This is a genomic window from Streptomyces sp. NPDC060031 (assembly GCF_042736805.1).
Classification (GTDB): Bacteria; Actinomycetota; Actinomycetes; order Streptomycetales; family Streptomycetaceae; genus Streptomyces.
Genome location: NZ_JBHWVM010000028.1, coordinates 69,879 through 87,740, shown reverse-complemented (window position 1 = coordinate 87,740; position 17,862 = coordinate 69,879). Strand labels below are relative to the sequence as shown.

Sequence of the window (17,862 nt, the reverse complement as noted above, 5' to 3'; positions counted from 1 at the left end):
GGCGCACGGGCTACGCCGGTCGACCGGGCCCCGCGGGGGCCCCCCCGCCCCCCCCCCCCCACCGCTCTCTCGGGGCGACGCGGGAGGGGGTAGGGGGAGGTCGCGCCGGCCCCGGGCTCGGAGAGGCCTGGCTCTAGCGGCAGGCGCGCCCGCCGTTGATGCAGCGCACCGCATCGGCCATCAGGCGGTCCGACATGACGTTGATGAAGTCACCGTGGTCGGTGACCGGTTTGTGGAGCTGCTCGGGGAAGCTGTCCACGGCGATCCGCGCGCCGGGACTCACCCCGTACGTGATCCGCTGCACCAGCTGCGGGATGGCCTTGAAGCCCTTCGGGCAGGAACCGTCGCGGGCCGCGAAGGCCACGTGGGTGCGGTGGTTGGCGCTGTCGGCGTTCTTGCCGTCCCAGCAGTTCTGGAAGTTGAAGGTGCGTACGACGTCACTGCCCTTGGGGCAGATCGGGTACTTGTCCTTCAACTGGCGGTTCTCGAAGCCGGTGCAGCTCCAGGAGGCGTTGGCGTTGGCCGTGCCGTTGGTGAGCGCCTTCGCGTCGCCGGTGATGATCCGCAGGAACCGGGGCATGGCCGCGACCCGGCTGACGGCGCTGCCCTTGAACTCGATGGTCACCTCCTTCGGGCGCAGGATCGTGCCGACGTTCGCGTCCTGCCCGCCGCCGGGCGCCTTCGCGTCCTTCTCCGCCCGGCCGTCGCGCAGCCGCAGCACGGGCCAGTAGTAGGTGGACTGGTCGCCGTTGGTGCAGGTGGTCCCGGAGGCGGCGAGGCTGTTGTTGGTGGAGAAGGCGTCCGCGGTCTTGTTGCCGACGTAGTCGTGCATGTGGTGGGCGCCGTTGCCGACGCCGGGCGCGACGATGACGTTGTCGGGGTTGAGGTGGCGGTTCTCGTTGCGGCCGCACTGCACGGCGAAGGACCCGGTGGACGCGCCGGCCCGGCGGGCGGGGGTGCGTACGTTGGGCTTGACCGAACCGATGGCGACGAAGTCGCTGCGCGCCGGGCCGCCTGCGCCTGCGCCGCCCTTGCGCGCGAGGCCCTGGGCGTCGCCCTGGGCCTGGCTCTGCGCCTGGCCCTGCCCTTCGCCCTGGGCCTCGCTCTGCGCCCCGCTCTGTGCGGCCGGTTCGTCCGCCGGGTCGGCGGCCGGGGCCTGCTGCATCGAGCAGGTGCTGAGCGGCTCCAGCCCTTCGGGACGGGCGCCCGCCTTCCCGATCGCGTCGGACACCCCGCCTATGGTCTTGGTCCGCTGCTCCTTCAACTCGGCGAGCAGCGCGTCGCTTTTGGCCCGTCCTGAGGACAGCTTGCCGTACGCGTCGGCGACCTGGGTGTCCAGCCGGGCGAGGTTCTCGTCGACCTCCGCGCGGGCCTGGTCGGGGACTTCACGGAGCCGGTCTCCCACGTCGGGGCAGTCGATGGTGGCGGTCACCGGCGCCGTACGGGAATCCTGCCCCGCGAAGGCGCCCTGCGCGACGATCACCACCCCGCCGCCGCCCAGGACCAGGGCGGACACCACGGCGAGGGCCTTGTGTGACGGTCGGAGACGGCGTTTGTGGCCCTTTTGGCTCATGCGATCACTTCACTTCGTCGGTCGGGAAACGGTGGAGGGAGCCGGCGAGGCGTCCGCGAGGCCGTCGAAGTCGACGAGCCCGCTGTCCTCCAGGACGGTGATGTGGTCCAGGACCGTGGCGTTGGCGTCGGTGGCCAGGGCCCGGACCATGGAGTTGCGCGTCTGTGCGCGCACTTGGGCCACGAGGGCGAAGACCTTGCCGTGGGCCCGGCGCAGCAGCTGGATGAACAGCCGTTCGTACTGGGCGCCCTGGGCGCGGTCGAGCTGGTCGAGCCAGCCCTGCTGCTGTGCGCTGGGCTGGTTCGGCAGGTCGACGCCCAGGGCCTGGGCCGTTTCGATGACCCGCCGGTCCAGTTCGGTGTGGCCTTCGACGAGATGCATCCCGGCGGTGCGCACCATGGGGCGCGTGCCGCGCTGCTGGGCCTGCCGTCCCGCGGGCAGTTCCCACAGTCCGGCGAGCCGCACCTTGCGGACGAAGTCCCGGTCCTGAGGGGTGAGCGGCCCGAAGGCCGTGCTCAGGATCCCGGCGCCGTCGTCCTCGCCGGCGGACGTCGCGGCGGCCGCGGACCGGCCGCCGAACTTCTGCACGGGGATCAGCAACGCGATGAGCGTGAAGGCGAGGGCTCCGATGACGATGCCCGTGCCCATCACGTATCTCGAAGCGAGCGACATGCCTCCGACGGTGGACCGGCGGAATGACAGCACTGTGCCTCCTTGCTACGGGGGCCCGGGAGGGCCGCGGGGGCCGCAGACTCCGGTGATCGCGCCGTCCGCACCCGCATTCCCGGGTGCCAAGGGACGCTAGTGCCAGTTGTGGTGCCCGCATTGAAGGACCATCACGATTGGACAAACATCCGGGCAACCCCTCGGGAGGCTGGTACCGTGCCCGGCCCGAAGGATGCTCGACGAACTCCCCTGGCGTGTCGGCCAGTTGTCCGGATTTGAGCTCGTTCGTGAGGAGCACGACGACCGACCCTTCGGGATGATTCGCGGGAACGGTCCGTGTAACAGGGTTGGCGGGAACCGACTTCACGGAAAGGAACGCCTCCTTGCGCATGAAACGATTCGCACCGCTCATCGCCGCCGCCGGAGCCATCGCGACGTCGCTCCCCCTGCTCTCCGCGGTCCCGGCGGCCGCCGCCCCCGCGGCCGCCCCGGAGTACTCCCACCAGAAGCCCGCATGGGTCCGCTGCAGTCCCGACCTGCCGGCCTCGTACGAGTGCGCGACCATCAAGGTCCCGCTCGACTACCGGCGCCCCGAGGGGAGGACGCTCGACATCGCCATATCCCGGATCAAGAGCGCGAATCCGGCGAAGCGGCACGGGGTCATGCTGCTCAACCCGGGCGGGCCGGGCGGTTCGGGTCTGGACCTCCCGCTGATGGCGGACGAGGTGATGCCCAAGGACGTACGGGACCGTTACGACCTCATCGGCTTCGACCCGCGCGGGGTCGGGGCCAGCAGCCCGGTCACCTGCGGGCTGAACGACGCCGAGCAGAAGTTCGACCGCCCGTACCGGCCGGAGACCTTCGCCGCGGACGTGGCGTGGTCCCGCACGGTCGCGGACAAGTGCCGGGAGAAGTCCGGCTCGGTCCTCCCCTACATCACCACCCGCAACACCGCCCGGGACATGGACTCGATCCGTGCGGCCCTCGGCGAGCGGAAGATCTCGTACCTGGGCTACTCCTACGGGACGTACCTCGGCTCGGTGTACACCCAGCTCTTCCCGAGCCGGACCGACCGATTCGTCCTCGACAGCGGAGTGGACCCCGGCCGGGTCTGGCGCGGCATGATCCAGGTGTGGGCGACGGAGGCCGAGCCCGCCTTCGCGCGGTGGACCCGGTGGACGGCCGAGCGCGCGGGCGAGTTCGGGCTCGGCGACTCGCCGAAGGGGGTGTCGGACACGTTCTGGGCGCTGGTCGCGCGCGCGGACAAGGAGCCGATCGTCTTCGACGGGCAGAAGATCACGGGCGACGACATCCGTTCCGCGCGGGCGCTGTTCTTCTATCCCTCGCAGGCCGCGCCCCTCGTCAAGGCGCTCAAGGACGCGGCTGACGGCAAGCCCACCGCCTCTGCCGTGCCCGACCTGAAGCAGTTCACGCAGTCCGCCCGGATCGCCCAGGGGGCCAAGTCCGCGAAGGCGGCGTCGGCGTTCGCCGCCGAGCCGGCCCCCGACAACGGCACCGCCGTCTTCTGGTCCGTGCTGTGCGGGGACACGGGCGCCTGGCCCAAGTACGCCGAGCAGTACGAGCGGGACGCCGCCAAGGACAAGGCCAAGTACCCGCTGTACGGGGACTTCGCCTCCAACATCAAGCCGTGCGCCTTCTGGGACCGGCCCGTCGAGTCCGCGACGCCGATGCGCACGAAGACCAACGTGCTGACCGTGCAGAACGAGTGGGACTCGCAGACCCCGCTGGCCAGCGGCCGGGACATGCACCGCGCGCTCAAGGGCTCGCGGATGGTGCTGGCGATGGGCGGCGAGGGCCACGGCGTGTACCTGGCCGACCCCGCCTCCTGCGCCAACGCCCCGGTCGACGCGTACCTGACCACGGGCCGGCTGCCGGCCGAGGACGTCACCTGTCAGACGCCGCCGGCCGCGGCGGAGCGCCGCGCGCCCCTGACCTCACCGGTGGCGGACCGGTTCCCGGCCGGGGCGGCCCGCTTCTGAGCCCTCGCCCGCCCGGACGCCCCCGCCTCCACAGCCGCCTCGATCCGGCGGCCCGAGTCGGGGGCGTCCTCGTGAGCCGACTGACCCTTTCGAGCGGCCCTGAGCCGCCTGAGCCGCCTCAGCCGAGCAGGGCGTAGACCGTGGAGGCCTTGGCGGCCGGCTCCCGCTCCCCCTCGGGGGTCATGGTGATGTCGGCGAAGGCCATCCGCTTGCCCAGCTTGGTGATGCGTACGTCGATGAGCACATCGGCGCCGACCACGGGCCGCTGGAAGCTGGTGGACTGCTGCACGGTGGTCATCGGGCCGTAAGCGCCGCGCGCGGCGGAGATCGCGATGACGGTGGCCGTGTCGGCCGCGGCCATCAGCGCCTGGCCGGACAGCCCGCCGCCGTCCCGGGCCAGATCCCCGGACCACGGCAGCCGCAGTACGGCGTGCCGCTCGCCGGTCTCCCGGACGGTGAGGCCGAGGGCGAGCACCCAGGGGGCGAAGTTCTCGCCGAGGATCCGTTCTGCGTCTGCCGGTGTCAGGGTCACCCGCAGATTGTGGCGGCCCGGACCGGACCGCCACAACACCACGGCTCAGAGCGTGGCGGCCAGTTCCGTGCCCTGCCGGATGGCCCGCTTGGCGTCCAGTTCCGCGGCCACGTCGGCGCCGCCGATCAGGTGCGGCTCGAGGCCCGCGGCGCGCAGCGCCTCGTACAGGTCGCGACGCGGCTCCTGGCCGGTGCACAGCACGACCGTGTCGGCGGGTACCAGGCGCTGCTCGCCGCCCACCGTGATGTGCAGGCCCTCGTCGTCGATGCGGTCGTACGCGGCTCCCGCGACCGAGACGACACCGCGGTGCTTGAGCTCCGCCCGGTGGATCCAGCCCGTGGTGGTACCCAGACCCGCGCCGACCTTGGTGGCCTTGCGCTGGAGCAGGTGCACCTGGCGCGGGGGCGCGGGCCGCTCCGGGGCGGCGAGACCGCCGGGGCCCGTGTACGAGGTGTCGACGCCCCAGTGGCGGAAGTAGACCTCGGGGTCCTGGGAGGCACCCTCGCCGCTGTCGGTGAGGTACTCCGCGACGTCGAAGCCGATGCCGCCGGCGCCGACGACGGCGACGCGCTCGCCGACGGGGGCGCCGTCGCGCAGCACGTCGAGGTAGCTGACGACGCTCGGGTGGTCCACGCCCTCGATGTCGGGGGTGCGGGGGGTGACGCCGGTGGCGACCACGACCTCGTCGTAGCCGCGCAGGGCCTCCACGTCGGCGCGGGTGTTCAGGAGGACCTCGACCCCGTGCTCGGCGAGCTGGTTGCCGTAGTAGCGGATGGTCTCCTCGAACTCCTCCTTGCCGGGGATGCGGCGGGCGATGTCGAGCTGTCCGCCGATGTGGCCGGAGGCCTCGTAGAGGGTGACGGCGTGGCCGCGCTCCGCCGCGGAGACGGCGCAGGCGAGACCGGCGGGGCCGGCTCCGACGACGGCGACGCGCTTCTTCAACCGAGTGACCGACAGCGTGAGTTCGGTCTCGTGGCAGGCGCGCGGGTTGACCAGGCAGCTGGTGATCTTGCCGCTGAAGGTGTGGTCGAGGCAGGCCTGGTTGCAGCCGATGCAGGTGTTGATGGACTCGGGGCGGCCGGCGGCGGCCTTGGCGACGAAGTCGGCGTCGGCGAGGAAGGGGCGGGCCAGGGAGACCAGGTCGGCGCGACCGTCCGCGAGCAACTCCTCGGCGATCTCGGGGGTGTTGATGCGGTTGCTGGTGACGAGCGGCACGCTCACCGCGCCCATCAGGCGCTTGGTGACCCAGGTGTAGGCGCCGCGCGGGACGGAGGTGGCGATGGTGGGGATGCGGGCCTCGTGCCAGCCGATGCCGGTGTTGATGATGGTGGCGCCGGCCGCCTCGATCTCCTTGGCGAGGCGGACGACCTCGTCGAGGGTGGAGCCGCCGGGGATCAGGTCGAGCATCGAGAGGCGGTAGATGAGGATGAACTCCTCGCCCACGGCCTCGCGGGTGCGCCGGACGATCTCCAGCGGGAAGCGCACGCGGTTCTCGTACGCCCCGCCCCAGCGGTCGGTGCGCTTGTTGGTGGCGGCGGCGATGAACTCGTTGATCAGGTAGCCCTCGGAGCCCATGATCTCGACGCCGTCGTAGCCGGCCAGCTTGGCGAGGCGGGCGGCGCGGACGAAGTCCTCGACGGTGCGCTCGACCTCGATGTCGGTGAGCTCGTTCGGGGCGAAGGGGCTGATGGGGGCCTGCAGCGGGCTCGGCGCGACCAGGTCCTTGTGGTAGGCGTAGCGGCCGAAGTGGAGGATCTGCATCGCGATCCTCCCGCCCTCGGCGTGCACGGCCTCGGTGATCACCCGGTGCTCGGCGGCCTCGTCCTCGGTGGTGAGGCGGGCACCTCCCTCGAAGGGGCGGCCCGCGTCGTTCGGGGCGATGCCGCCGGTGACGATGAGGCCGGCGCCGCCGCGGGCGCGCTCGGCGTAGAAGGCGGCGAGGCGCTCGAAGCCGCGCTCGTGCTCTTCGAGACCGGTGTGCATCGAGCCCATGATCACGCGGTTCGGCAGGGTGGTGAAGCCCAGGTCGAGGGGGCTCAGCAGGTGCGGGTACCGGCTCTGGGAACTCTGCGGGGTCATGGTGGGGATGCCTCCTCGCGCGGGGGTGATGAACCTGTTCTAGCGAGGGGAGACCGGTTTTGCAACTAGGTGCAAAACCCGGCGGCGGCGGCCCGCCACCGAAATCCCCGTGCCCCGGGGCCCGGGCCTCCCGGCCCTGTGGCGGACTTCACGCCGCCGACCGCATCGCCGAAAGGCGGCGTACGAGGACGACGGCCAGCCCCGCCGCCACGGCGAACAGCAGGTCACGGCGATCACGTACGGCAGTACGGTGGCGTACTGCCGGCCGGATGACTGAACGCCGCACCCTGACGGTCAACGGCATCGAGCTGGCCTACCAGGCCGCCGGGCCCGGGGGCGGCGAGCCGCTGCTCCTGCTCGCCGCCCTGGGCGAGAGCTCCGAGGACTGGGCCCCCGTACGGGACGAACTCGCCCGGGAGCGCCGGGTGTACGCCCTGGACCTGCGCGGGCACGGCGGCAGCGCCCGCACGGCCGAGTACTCCCTGGAGCTGATGCGGGACGACGTCCTCGGCTTCCTCGACGCCCTCGGCCTCGACCGGGCGGACCTGATCGGGCACTCCATGGGCGGCGTGGTCGCGCACCTGGTCGCCCAGCGGCAGCCGCACCGCATCGGCCGCCTGGTCCTGGAGGACGCCCCGGCCCCGCTCCCCCGCGAGGCGGTCCCCCCGGTCCGCCCGCCGGGCGACCTGGACTTCGACTGGGCGATGGTGCTCGCGGTCCGCCCGCAGCTGGACCGCCCCGACCCGTCCTGGCTGGCGGGCCTCGCCCGCATCACCTCCCCGACCCTCGCCTTGTGGGGCGGCCCCACCAGCCACATCCCCTGGTCCGCCGTCGCCGAACTGACCGACCGCATCCCCGACGCCCGCACCCTGACCGTCCCGGCCGGCCACCTGATCCACACCACCGCCCCGGCGGACTTCCTGGCCGCCGTGGAGCCGTTCCTCACGGCATGACCCCGGACCGCGAAGGCGCCCCGCGGGCTCAGGCCCGGTGGAGGCGGAGGGTGAGGATCTGGAAGGGCCGCAGGGTGAGGCGGGCCCTGCCGTCCGGGGTGGGAGGGGATACCGCCGCCGGGGGCAGCGGGCGTTCCAGGAGATCGGTTTCGACGGCCGCCGCGATCGGGAAGGCCGCCGTCAGCACGGCGCTCGCCCGGCCGCCGCGGGATTCGTAGAGGCGGACGATCACGTCGCCGCTGCGGTCCTCGGCGAGTTTGACCGCCTCGACCACCACCGCGTCGTCGTCCACCGCCACCAGCGGGACGACCGGGCCCGCGCCCGGCAGGACCCGCTCGGGCAGGTTCAGCGCGTGGCCCTCGCGGACCGCGTCCCCGATGTCCGCGCCCGGGGCGAGCGAGAAGCGCAGGGTGTGGGCGCCCTGGTCGGTCTCCGGGTCGGGGTAGCGCGGGGCCCGCAGCAGGGACAGCCGTACCGTCGTGGTCTGGCCGCCGTCCGCGCGCACGTCCCGGGTGACGTCGTGCCCGTAGGTCGAGTCGTTGAGGACGGCCACGCCCCAGCCGGGCTCGTCCGCGTGGATCCAGCGGTGGGCGCAGATCTCGAACTTGGCCGCCTCCCACGAGGTGTTGGTGTGGGTGGCCCGGTACACGTGCCCGAACTGCGTCTCGGACGCCGTCCGTTCCGCCTTCACGTCCAGCGGGAAGGCCGCCTTCAGGAACTTCTCCGTCTCGCGCCAGTCCACCTCCGTGACGATGTCCACCGTCTTCGCCCCGGCCCGCAGGGTGATGGCCTGGACCACCTTCGAGCCGCCGAACGACCGGGCGACGCGTACCGTCACCGCGTCCGGATCGGCTTCCGTCACCTCCAGCGCGTCCCGCTCCACCAGGTCGGTGACCTTGTTGCGGTAGAACGAGTCGATGTCCCACGCGTCCCACATGTTCGGGAAGTCGGGGTGGATCTGGAGGAGGTTCGCCGCCGCGCCCGGTGCGACCGACTCCCGTCGGCCTTCGAGGTCGTAGGCGGAGACGATCAGGCCGCGTCCGTCGATCTCCACCACCAGCCGTCCGTTGGCGAGGACGTGCCCGCCGCCGTGCCGCTCCTCGACGGTGACCGGCTGCCCGGCCGCCTCCGGCCGGCCCGCGCCGCCGGCCGGGACGCCGCGCCGGGTGTGCGGGGCGCCGTTGAAGACCAGCGGTTCCTCGCCCTCCCCCGCCAGCGCGAGCTGTGCGGCCAGGACGATCCCGAGCAGCTCCTCCCGTACCTTCCCGTACGTCTCGCGCGCCTCGCGGTGCACCCAGGCGATGGAGGACCCCGGCAGGATGTCGTGGAACTGGTGCAGGAGAACGGTCTTCCAGATCCGCTCCAGGTCCTCGTACGGGTACCCGTACCCGGCCGCCCGCACCGCGGCCGTCGCCGCCCAGAGCTCGGCCTCGCGCAGCAGCGACTCGCTGTGCCGGTTGCCCTGCTTGGTCTTGGCCTGGGAGGTGTAGGTGCCGCGGTGCAGCTCCAGGTAGAGCTCGCCGGCCCAGACGGGCGCGTCCTCGTACTCCGCGCGGGCCTTCTCGAAGAAGGCGTCGGGCCGCTCGATCTCGACCCGCGGGGAGCCTTCGAGGTTCCGCTGCCGCTTCGCGCGAGCCAGCTGCTCGCGGGTGGGACCGCCGCCGCCGTCGCCCCAGCCGAAGGGGGCCAGCGAGCGCGAACCCCGGCCCTTCTCCTGGTAGTTGCGGGCCGCGTGCGCCAGCTGTGCGCCGCCGAGGTCGCAGTTGTAGGTGTCGACGGGCGGGAAGTGCGTGAAGACGCGGGTGCCGTCGATGCCCTCCCACCAGAAGGTGTGGTGGGGGAACTTGTTGACCTGGGACCAGGAGATCTTCTGGGTCAGGAACCACTTGGAGCCGGAGAGCTTCACGATCTGCGGCATCGCGGCGGTGTACCCGAAGGAGTCGGGCAGCCAGACGTTCTTGGTGTCGATGCCGAACTCGTCGAGGAAGAACTTCTTGCCGTAGAGGAACTGGCGGACCATCGCCTCCCCGCCGACCATGTTGGTGTCGGACTCCACCCACATCCCGCCGACCGGCACGAACTGCCCGTCGGCGACCTTCTTCTTCACCCGCTCGAAGAGCTCGGGCCGGTGGGTCTTGATCCAGTCGAGCTGCTGCGCCTGGGACATGGCGAAGATGAACTCGGGATGCTCGTCCATCAGGTTGACCATGTTGGACGAGGTACGGGCGACCTTGCGCACCGTCTCGCGCAGCGGCCACAGCCAGGCGGAGTCGATGTGCGCGTGGCCGACGGCGCTGATCCGGTGCGCGGAGGCGTTGGCGGGGGCCGCGAGCACCCCGGCGAGCCGTTCGCGCGCGGCGGCGGCCGTGCCGGGGACGTCGCCGAGGTCCACCTCGTCCAGCGCGGCGTCGACGGCGCGCAGGATCTCGTACCGTCGGGCGTCGCCCTCCGCGAGCTGCACCATCAGGTCGTAGAGGACTTCGAGGTCCTGCACGAGCTCCCAGACCTCGGTCTCGAAGACGGCCAGGTCCATCCGGGCGAGCCGGTAGAGCGGCTGGTCCCCGCTGGTCCGCCTGTCGCCCTCGTACGTGGCCGAATGGTCGACCAGGACCGGGTTGGAGGCGGCCTCCACGTACCACTCGATCCGCTCGCCGCCCGTCGCGGACTCGGCGACGCGTACCCAGTCGTTGTACGGGTTGAGCGCCTTGACCTCACCTCCGTCGGCCCGGTGGACCAGCCCCTCGCACTGGAAGCCGGGCATCATCCGGTCGAAGCCGAGGTCGAGCACGGCCTCGACCGCGAGGCCGGCCCAGTCGGCCGGGACGGTGCCGGTGAGCCGGAACCAGGTGGTGCCCCAGGCCGGGCCCCACGGGTCCCCGATCGCGCAGGGCCCGTACGGGGCGGCCAGGCCCTCGGCGACGGGGACCGGCTCGCCCGGGGCCTCCCAGCGCTCGATGGTCAGCGGGACCGGACGGGAGTGGACGGCGGGCTTGATGCGCTCCTTGAGGACCCGGCGGAGACGGTGTTCGGTGATGCTGCGGTCGTCATGCATGACGGCTGCTCCTGGGGAGGAAAGGGGCTGGTCGGGGCGGGGCTGGCTCAGGTCTTTACGGCTCCCTCGCCCACGCCCTTGAAGAAGAAGCGCTGGAGGGCGAAGAAGAGGAGCATCATCGGGAGGAGCGCCGCCATCGCGCCGGCGGCGATGATCCGCTGGTCGTTGACGGTGGTGGCGCCGGCGAGGGTCTTGAGGCCGAGCTGGAGGGTGTAGTTGTCGCTGTCGGTCAGGATCAGCAGCGGCCAGAGGAAGTCGTCCCAGGCGCCCATGAAACTGGTGATGCAGACGACGGCCAGGGCGCCCTTCGCCGCGGGGAGGAAGACCCGGACGAAACGGGTCCACTCGTTGGCCCCGTCCAGGACGGCGGCTTCCTCGACCTCCTTCGGGACGGCGAGGAACGCCGCCCGCATGATCATGATGTTGAGGACGGAGACCGCGCCGGGGAGCCAGACCCCGATGAGGGTGTCGACCAGGCCCATCTCGCGGACCGTCAGGAACATCGAGATCATCACGGACTCGAAGGGGAACATCAGGGTCGCCACGAGCACCGTGAAGACGGCCTTGCGGCCCTTCCAGCCGGCCCGCGACAGGGCGTAGCCGCCCATCGCCGCGAAGAGCGTGTTGGAGGTGATCGCGAGGGCCGCGACGATCAGCGTGTTGCCGACGTACTGCATCAGGGGAAACGATTCCGCGACCCGGAAGTAGTTGTCGAGGGTCGGCTGCGAGGGCAGTACGCCGTCGTACACGTTCTCGGTGCGGCCGCGGATCGACGTCAGGAACTGCCAGACGATCGGCCCGAGCATCACCACGAGCATCAGGGTCAGGGTCAGGTACCGGCCGGCCAGCGCGATCCGGTGGCGCCGGCGGTCGGCGCCGGCGCGCGGGGCGGCATCGCGCCCGAGGGAGGACAGGGTGCTCAACTCTCGTCTCCCTTCGACAGACGGCGGCCCAGGAGGCTGAAGACCAGCGTCAGGAGGAACAGCAGGATGGAGATGGCGGAGGCGTATCCGGTCTCTCCGGAGAAGCCGAGGCCGACCTGGCGGATCAGGAAGGGCAGCGTGCGCGCGCCACCGCCGGGGCCGCCGCTCTCGCCGCCGAGGATGTAGATCTCGGTGAAGACGCGCAGCGCGGAGATGGCGGAGAGGGTGCCGACCAGCAGCATCATGGGCTTCACCTGGGGGACGGTGATGCTGAAGAAGCGGCGCAGGGTGCCGGCGCCGTCGAGCGCCGCGGCCTCGTGGAGCGAGGGGGAGACGTTCCCGAGGGCCGCCAGGTAGAAGACCATGTAGTAGCCGAGGCCCTTCCACACGGTCACGATCATCGCGGAGACCAGCAGCATCCTGCTGTCGGTCAGGAACGGGATCGGCTCGGAGATGATGCTGAGCCTCTGGAAGACGGTGTTGACGAGGCCGTCGCTGCGCAGCACCCACTGCCAGATCAGGCCGACGACGACGGCCGAGGCGATCACCGGGGTGTAGAAGGCCGAGCGGAAGAATCCGATGCCGGGGACCTTCGTCTGTACGAGGACGGCGAGGGCCAGCGGCAGGAGGACCAGGCACGGTACGACGACCACGAGGTACAGCACGCTGTTGCCGGTGGCCACCCAGAAATCGGGGTCGGCGAAGGCGCGGGTGTAGTTGTCGAAGCCGACGAACCCGCCCCCGCGCAGGATCTGCGCGTCGGTGAAGGAGAGGATGACGGTGTTGACGAAGGGCCAGAGGCTGAACAGCGTCACCATCAGCAGGCCCGGGGCGAGGAACAGGTAGGGGGTCCACCAGTTGCGGTGGCGCAGGCCGGTCTCGGCCTCCATGGCCCGTCTGTCCTGCCGGGCCCGTCTCGCCTCCGCGCGTGGCTTCCGGCGCCGTTTCGGCGGCTCGGGCGCCGGCGGGCCGGTGCTGGTGGCCCGGTCCGACGGCCGCTGCCCGACGGTGTGCGTCATGGCGTCGCCTCCCGCTTCCCGGTGCGTCCGCCGCGTCACTTCCGTACCGTCTTGGCGAGCAGCTCGTTCGCCGCTTCCTGGGCCTTCTTCACCGCCGTCCGGGGATCCTGCTCGCCCTGGATCGCCTTCTGCATCTCGCGTACGACCGCGTCGCCGACCTGATTGGTCCACTGGACGGGCGTGTTGGCGTCGAGCGCGGCGGTCTTGAGCTGCTCGGCGCCGACGGCGCGGGCGAGTGTCTCGGCGTCCTTGCCGTCGCCCTTGTCGGCGAAGTACGGGTCGGCGAGGCCCTTGGCGTTGGACGGGTAGATGGTGGCCTTCTTGGAGAACGCCACCTGATTGGGCCCGTTGGTGACCCACTTGGCGAACTCGGCCGCCGCATCGGGCGACTTGGTGTCCCTCTTGATGCCGAGCGACTGGGCGTAGATGCCTATGTGGCCGAGCTTTCCGGTGACCGCGCCCGCCACGTGGGTGTCGGCGTAGACCTGCGGGGCGTTCTGCTTGATGTCCTTGACGAAGCCCGGGGAGCCGGGGCCGAAGACGATCTTTCCGCCGCCGTAGAGCTGGTTGACGTCGTCGGACTTGAGCAGGGACTCCTTGGGCATCGCACCTTTGCCGTACAGGGACTTCATGCGCTCGACCCACTCGACGGCCTTGTCCGTGTCGAAGGTGAACCGGTCCTGCTGCGCGTTCAGGATCGGGACGCCCATCTTCTGCCAGTCCCCCGGCAGCCGGCCCTTGGGGTCGGCCATGAAGGCGGAGTACTGGCCGCCCGACTTGGCGGCGATCTGCTCGGCGTAGTCGAAGAACTGCTCCACGCTGGTCGGCGGCTTCTCCGGGTCCAGGCCGGCCTTCGTGAAGAGGGACGTGCTGTACGTGAGGATCTCCGGGGTCACGTACCAGGGGTACGCGTACACGCTGTCGCCCTTGCCCGGCAGCTTGAACTGGTTCCAGGCGCCCGGCACGTACTCCTCGGCGACCTGGGGATCGAGCTGGGCGACGTCGGCGAGCATCCCGCGGTCGCCGAGCAGCTGGAAGGAGTCGGTGGAGAGGTTGACGACGTCGGGGAGGGCGCCGGCCTGGGCGTCGGCGACGAGCTTCTCGTTGTACCCGTCGCCCGGGACGTCCTGCCACTTGACCTTGACGTCCGGGTACGTGGCCTCGAAGGAGTCGATGACCCCCTGGACGTAGCCCGTGAACACGGGCTTGAGCTGGAGGGTGCGGAAGGTGATCTCACCGGCCGCCTTGCCCGTCCTGCGCGCCTCCTTCACCTCTGCGGCGCCCCCGCTCACTCCGCACGCGGAGGCCGGGAAGAGGGCGCCGGCCACCAGCGTGGCGATGGCAATACGGGTCACGTTCGAACGGGTCATCGTCGCCGCCTTCGGGAAGTCCGGCCTCGCTGCCGGAGAGCGACACCCACGTTCGTCCGAGATCAAGACGGCGTCAATGGGCCGAAGTCCCAGTGGCCGATGGGAAGTAGGTCCCGCATCGGTACACGGGCTGTGCACGACTCCGAAGCCACCCGATCAGCCCAGCTGCGACCTGCACTGATGCGCTTTAGTTCCAAATCGACTCACGGTGGTATCAGTTCGATAACGGAGCTGGCTGACCGTCAAAATTTGACTTCTTATCGCCGGTTCGCGAGGGCGTGCACTAATGCGCTTTACCATCTTCCCCGCGAAGGCACTTCGAACCGGGTACCCGCGGGCTCTACTTCACGCGGTACTCGACCTTCTCCGCGAGCTTCCCGTCCTTGTAGCAGAGGCGGAAGACGGTCTCGGCGGCGTCCTTGCCGTCGGCGGCGGAGACGCACCAGGAGCACACGCTGCCGGCCGGCTCGGCCGGACCGCCCTCCTTGAGGGCGCCCTTGATGAAGGTCTCGCCGGACGGCAGCTTGGCCCGGACCGAATCCTCCGCGTCGCCCACGTTCACGGACTGGTAGACGCCGGGGTCCAGCAGGGCCCTGTCGGCCACGTCCATCAGCTTCCCGACGCCGAAGAGCAGCAGCACGAGCGCCCCCACGCCCAGGACCAGCGCCACCCCGCAGCCGATCAGACAACCCTTGCGCTGTGCCACGCCCGTTCCTCCACGCCGTCCCCGCCGGCGCGGTTCGCCGGACCACCAGACCTTCGCAGGGGGCAGGGGCCCGGGGCCGTCCTCGAAAGTCTTCGGCTGCCGCAACGATCGTCGTTCGAGGTCACCCGCGGCCCGGCCACGGCACAGAGCCGTGTATACAGGAAGGGAGCGACCAATCGGACGAACCGAGAGGAACCACCGTGAGTGACCCCACCGAGCCGCTGATCGTCGTCGGCGTGGACGGTTCGAACCATTCGAAGCAGGCCCTGCGCTGGGCGGTCGGCCATGCCAAGGCCATCGACGGGCGCGTGCACGCCGTCATGAGCTGGGAATGGAACACCAACCCCTTCGGTGTGAGCCCCACCGTCCAGGACGAGTTGGTCGGCGCCGAGGAGGCCGCCCGGCAGAAGCTCGCCGACACCGTGACGGAAGCGGTCGGCGCCTCGCCCGGCGTGCCCGTGTTCCGCCGGGTCGAACAGGGCGCGCCGGCGCAGGTGCTGGTGGACGCCTCGAAGGAGGCGGAAGTGACGGTGGTCGGCACCCGGGGCTACGGCGGCATCAAGGGCGCGCTGCTCGGCTCGGTGAGTCAGCAGGTGGTGCAGTACGCCGCCAGCACGGTGGTCGTGGTGCGCGAGAACGACGGCGCCTGACCCCGCCCTCCGCTTCGTCCGGTTCAGCCCGTCGGGCAGATCTGCGCGTACGCCCGGATGTTCGTCCAGGCGCTCTCGTTGCCCTGCACGTCGGTGGCGCGCAGGGCGTAGACGTGGAGGGCCGGTGCGACGCCGAAGAGGCTGATGCCGTCGTTCACCACCGAGCCGGGTGCGAGAGCGATCGGGTACCACTTCTGCCCGTCGGGCGAGTGGTACAGGTCGTAGTGGTCGATGCGGTGCACCACAAAGGGATCCCAGTTCAGGACGAGCTGCCCCGCAGTCGCGCCGCAGCTCCAGCGCGCGTTCAGCAGGAACGGCGGAATGTCCTTCAGACGGTCGTTGCCGATCAGGAAACCGTTCAGCCGGCCCGCCAGGTCGTCCGCGTCGGCGACGGGCAGTTGCGGGCACGCCTCAAGGGTCAGCGACATGAGCGTCTTCACCGCACCGACCGCCCTCAGGTCCGCCTGGCCGAGGTACTGCCCCAGCCGTATGCCCGGGGTGCCCTGCCGCACGGCCTGCCGGCACAGCTCGGCCGCCAGGCCGCTCACCGACTCGCCGCTCATCCCCTGTGCTCCCGACGCGTTGAACAGGGCCGCCGCCTCGGCGGCGGCCTGCTCGTCCGTACGGTCCGCCGCGGGCGCGAAGCCCTCGTCGTACTCCTGGCGGCCGGGGTACGACAGGGGCGGGAGCTCGGCGCTCAGGAAGGGCAGCGACCGGACCGCGGGCAGCAGGGCGCTCTGCGGGCACTTGTACTTCGCGAACTCCAGGACGGCGGTCGTCCCCAGCCCGAAGAGACCGCCCAGGCCCGCGAGACGCCCGGTCCTCGCGGTGATTTCACTGACGATGCCCGCCGCGGCCAGCTTCAGGGCCTTCTTCGCCCCCGGGGCACTCCAGTTCGTCCCTTCCAGCTTCTCGCACGTGTCGGCGATCCAGTCGGTGGGCGCCGCCGTGACGACCTGCGGCCCCGTCGCCGCGGCCGCGCCGGCCGGCGGCGCCAGCAGTGCCAGCGCGGCCGCCGCCACGACCACGCGGCGACGGCGGCGGGTACGGCCCGAGACAGGGGTGCACGCGCGAACGGACATGGCTTCACTGCCCCTTGGGGAGAGCTCGAACGTCCGGCTCCAGTTTAGTCCCGGGGGTCTACGACGGCGCGCCGCCGGCCAGGTCCGCCGGGTCCGTGTTCGCCCCGCACAGGACCACCGCGACCCGCTCGCCCGCCGGCCGCGGCGCGGCGCGCAGTCCCGCCAGGGCGGTGGCCGCGCCCGCCTCGACCACGATGCGGTGCTCCTCCCACAGGGCGCGGCGGGCGGCGGTGATCGCCGTGTCCGGGACCAGGAGGGACTCCACGCCGTCATCCTGCGCGGCGGCCAGCGCGGCCGCCGAGACCCGGGTGGCGCCCAGCGAGTCGGCGGCCACCGAGTCCGGGGTCACGTCCACGAGCCGCCCCGCCTCCAGGGCCGCGTTCAGCGCCCGGCAGTTCTCCGGCTCCACCGCGAGCACCCGTACGCCGTGTTCGCGGGCGGCGGTGGCGATCCCGGCGAACAGCCCGCCGCCACCGACGGCGACGACCACGGTGTCCAGACCGGGCAACCCGGCCCGGATCTCGTCCAGCAGGGTCCCGGCGCCGGCCGCGATGAGCGGGTGGTCGTACGCGTGGCTGCTCAGGGCGCCGCTCTCTGCGGCGAACCGCTCGCACGCGGCCAGCGCCTCGGCGTACCGGTCGCCGACGAGCCGTACGTCGGCGCCGTACCCGCGCAGCCGCTCCACCTTGACGCGCGGGGCGTTGGCGGGCAGGAAGACGGTGGCGGGCACGGACTGCGCGCGGGCCGCCCAGGCGCAGGCGAGGCCGGCGTTGCCGCCGGAGGCGATGGTGACCCCGGCCTCCGGGAGGGTGCCGGACAGGTGGTGGGCGGCGAGGAAGTTGCGGGCGCCGCGGGCCTTGAAGGAGCCGGTGTGCTGGAGGTACTCCAGGGCGTACCAGACCCCCTCGGCCGCGGGCACCACGGCGACGGGCCGTACCGCCCCGGCGATCCGGTCGGCGGCGGCGCGCACGGCGGCGTAGTCGAGCCGGTCACCGAGCCGGTCATCGGGCCGGTGGTCGGTCCGGCGGTCGAACCGGTGCTTGAGCTGCTGGTCCATGGACTCACTCCCCATGTGGGTTCCGCTATCTCGTGCGCACGGACTCCAGTGGATACGTTGAATTCCGCGTGAAGTAAGTACTGATGGGGTGGCCCATACATGCGCAATCGACGCCCTGGTGGGCAGGTTACTTGTCACATTCGGTTACAGCCTCTGGTGAGCGGCATCCTGCTACTCGTTGAGCCGCAGCCTGGCCAGTA

The 17,862-nt window shown here is 71.4% G+C and carries 14 protein-coding genes; 3 read left to right on the top strand and 11 right to left on the bottom strand.

Annotation, left to right across the window (positions count from 1 at the left end; genetic code table 11):
* Positions 1-133 precede the first annotated feature (133 nt).
* Together ACFWB8_RS15605 and ACFWB8_RS15600 are read right to left on the bottom strand one after the other, a co-directional pair.
* Positions 134-1,573 (bottom strand): DUF1996 domain-containing protein, encoded by a 1,440-nt coding sequence (locus ACFWB8_RS15605; RefSeq protein WP_385226209.1) that lies wholly within the window; start codon positions 1,571-1,573, stop codon positions 134-136.
* A 9-nt stretch (positions 1,574-1,582) separates the two neighbouring features.
* The gene (locus ACFWB8_RS15600; protein WP_385226207.1) at positions 1,583-2,245 is read right to left on the bottom strand and encodes a DUF4142 domain-containing protein; all 663 of its coding nucleotides are present in this window, start codon (positions 2,243-2,245) and stop codon (positions 1,583-1,585) included.
* A gap of 383 nt (positions 2,246-2,628) precedes the next feature.
* On the opposite strand from ACFWB8_RS15600, the gene ACFWB8_RS15595 reads away from it, so the two are divergent.
* On the top strand, positions 2,629-4,239 hold the full coding sequence (locus tag ACFWB8_RS15595; protein ID WP_385226205.1) for an alpha/beta hydrolase: 1,611 nt from the start codon (positions 2,629-2,631) through the stop codon (positions 4,237-4,239).
* 118 nt (positions 4,240-4,357) lie between these two features.
* Here the strand turns inward: ACFWB8_RS15595 and ACFWB8_RS15590 are convergent, their stop codons facing one another.
* Positions 4,358-4,771 (bottom strand): PaaI family thioesterase, encoded by a 414-nt coding sequence (locus ACFWB8_RS15590; protein WP_385226203.1) that lies wholly within the window; start codon positions 4,769-4,771, stop codon positions 4,358-4,360.
* A gap of 45 nt (positions 4,772-4,816) precedes the next feature.
* Positions 4,817-6,850: an FAD-dependent oxidoreductase gene (locus tag ACFWB8_RS15585; protein ID WP_385226201.1), complete on the bottom strand. Its 2,034-nt coding sequence runs from the start codon at positions 6,848-6,850 to the stop codon at positions 4,817-4,819.
* A 269-nt stretch (positions 6,851-7,119) separates the two neighbouring features.
* On the opposite strand from ACFWB8_RS15585, the gene ACFWB8_RS15580 reads away from it, so the two are divergent.
* The gene (locus tag ACFWB8_RS15580; RefSeq protein WP_385226199.1) at positions 7,120-7,803 is read left to right on the top strand and encodes an alpha/beta fold hydrolase; all 684 of its coding nucleotides are present in this window, start codon (positions 7,120-7,122) and stop codon (positions 7,801-7,803) included.
* Positions 7,804-7,831: 28 nt separating this feature from the next.
* Here ACFWB8_RS15580 and ACFWB8_RS15575 read toward each other — a convergent pair whose 3' ends face one another.
* The 5 genes from ACFWB8_RS15575 to ACFWB8_RS15555 all read right to left on the bottom strand — a co-directional run bounded on the left by ACFWB8_RS15575 (position 7,832) and on the right by ACFWB8_RS15555 (position 14,873).
* Positions 7,832-10,855: an alpha-mannosidase gene (locus ACFWB8_RS15575; protein ID WP_385226197.1), complete on the bottom strand. Its 3,024-nt coding sequence runs from the start codon at positions 10,853-10,855 to the stop codon at positions 7,832-7,834.
* Between the two features lie 47 nt (positions 10,856-10,902).
* Positions 10,903-11,778, bottom strand: coding sequence for a carbohydrate ABC transporter permease (locus tag ACFWB8_RS15570; protein WP_385226195.1), 876 nt, complete (start codon positions 11,776-11,778; stop codon positions 10,903-10,905).
* Entirely contained in the window at positions 11,775-12,668 is an 894-nt protein-coding gene (locus tag ACFWB8_RS15565) for a carbohydrate ABC transporter permease (protein ID WP_385226192.1), read from the bottom strand. Before ACFWB8_RS15565 ends, ACFWB8_RS15570 begins: the two co-directional genes overlap by 4 nt.
* A gap of 164 nt (positions 12,669-12,832) precedes the next feature.
* Positions 12,833-14,167, bottom strand: coding sequence for an ABC transporter substrate-binding protein (locus ACFWB8_RS15560; RefSeq protein WP_385226190.1), 1,335 nt, complete (start codon positions 14,165-14,167; stop codon positions 12,833-12,835).
* A gap of 340 nt (positions 14,168-14,507) precedes the next feature.
* Positions 14,508-14,873: a hypothetical protein gene (locus tag ACFWB8_RS15555; RefSeq protein ID WP_385226188.1), complete on the bottom strand. Its 366-nt coding sequence runs from the start codon at positions 14,871-14,873 to the stop codon at positions 14,508-14,510.
* A 200-nt stretch (positions 14,874-15,073) separates the two neighbouring features.
* Here ACFWB8_RS15555 and ACFWB8_RS15550 point away from each other — a divergent pair, with 200 nt between their 5' ends.
* The gene (locus tag ACFWB8_RS15550) at positions 15,074-15,523 is read left to right on the top strand and encodes a universal stress protein (RefSeq protein ID WP_385226186.1); all 450 of its coding nucleotides are present in this window, start codon (positions 15,074-15,076) and stop codon (positions 15,521-15,523) included.
* A 23-nt stretch (positions 15,524-15,546) separates the two neighbouring features.
* On the opposite strand, the gene ACFWB8_RS15545 is transcribed toward ACFWB8_RS15550, so the two are convergent.
* Together ACFWB8_RS15545 and ACFWB8_RS15540 are read right to left on the bottom strand one after the other, a co-directional pair.
* Complete coding sequence (locus ACFWB8_RS15545) at positions 15,547-16,605, bottom strand: hypothetical protein (RefSeq protein ID WP_385226184.1); 1,059 nt, start codon at positions 16,603-16,605, stop codon at positions 15,547-15,549.
* A 58-nt stretch (positions 16,606-16,663) separates the two neighbouring features.
* Positions 16,664-17,662 (bottom strand): serine/threonine dehydratase, encoded by a 999-nt coding sequence (locus ACFWB8_RS15540; RefSeq protein WP_385226182.1) that lies wholly within the window; start codon positions 17,660-17,662, stop codon positions 16,664-16,666.
* Positions 17,663-17,862: the final 200 nt, after the last annotated feature.

What these genes read in the sequence shown, in the direction of transcription:
- ACFWB8_RS15585 (WP_385226201.1), bottom strand. Translation starts at nt 6,850, where the DNA reads ATGACCCCGCAGAGTTCCCAGAGCCGGTACCCGCACCTGCTGAGCCCC.
- ACFWB8_RS15565 (WP_385226192.1), bottom strand. Translation starts at nt 12,668, where the DNA reads ATGGAGGCCGAGACCGGCCTGCGCCACCGCAACTGGTGGACCCCCTAC.
- ACFWB8_RS15605 (WP_385226209.1), bottom strand. Translation starts at nt 1,573, where the DNA reads ATGAGCCAAAAGGGCCACAAACGCCGTCTCCGACCGTCACACAAGGCC.
- ACFWB8_RS15580 (WP_385226199.1), top strand. Translation starts at nt 7,120, where the DNA reads ATGACTGAACGCCGCACCCTGACGGTCAACGGCATCGAGCTGGCCTAC.
- ACFWB8_RS15575 (WP_385226197.1), bottom strand. Translation starts at nt 10,855, where the DNA reads ATGCATGACGACCGCAGCATCACCGAACACCGTCTCCGCCGGGTCCTC.
- ACFWB8_RS15595 (WP_385226205.1), top strand. Translation starts at nt 2,629, where the DNA reads ATGAAACGATTCGCACCGCTCATCGCCGCCGCCGGAGCCATCGCGACG.
- ACFWB8_RS15600 (WP_385226207.1), bottom strand. Translation starts at nt 2,245, where the DNA reads ATGTCGCTCGCTTCGAGATACGTGATGGGCACGGGCATCGTCATCGGA.
- ACFWB8_RS15560 (WP_385226190.1), bottom strand. Translation starts at nt 14,167, where the DNA reads ATGACCCGTTCGAACGTGACCCGTATTGCCATCGCCACGCTGGTGGCC.
- ACFWB8_RS15540 (WP_385226182.1), bottom strand. Translation starts at nt 17,662, where the DNA reads ATGGACCAGCAGCTCAAGCACCGGTTCGACCGCCGGACCGACCACCGG.
- ACFWB8_RS15545 (WP_385226184.1), bottom strand. Translation starts at nt 16,605, where the DNA reads ATGTCCGTTCGCGCGTGCACCCCTGTCTCGGGCCGTACCCGCCGCCGT.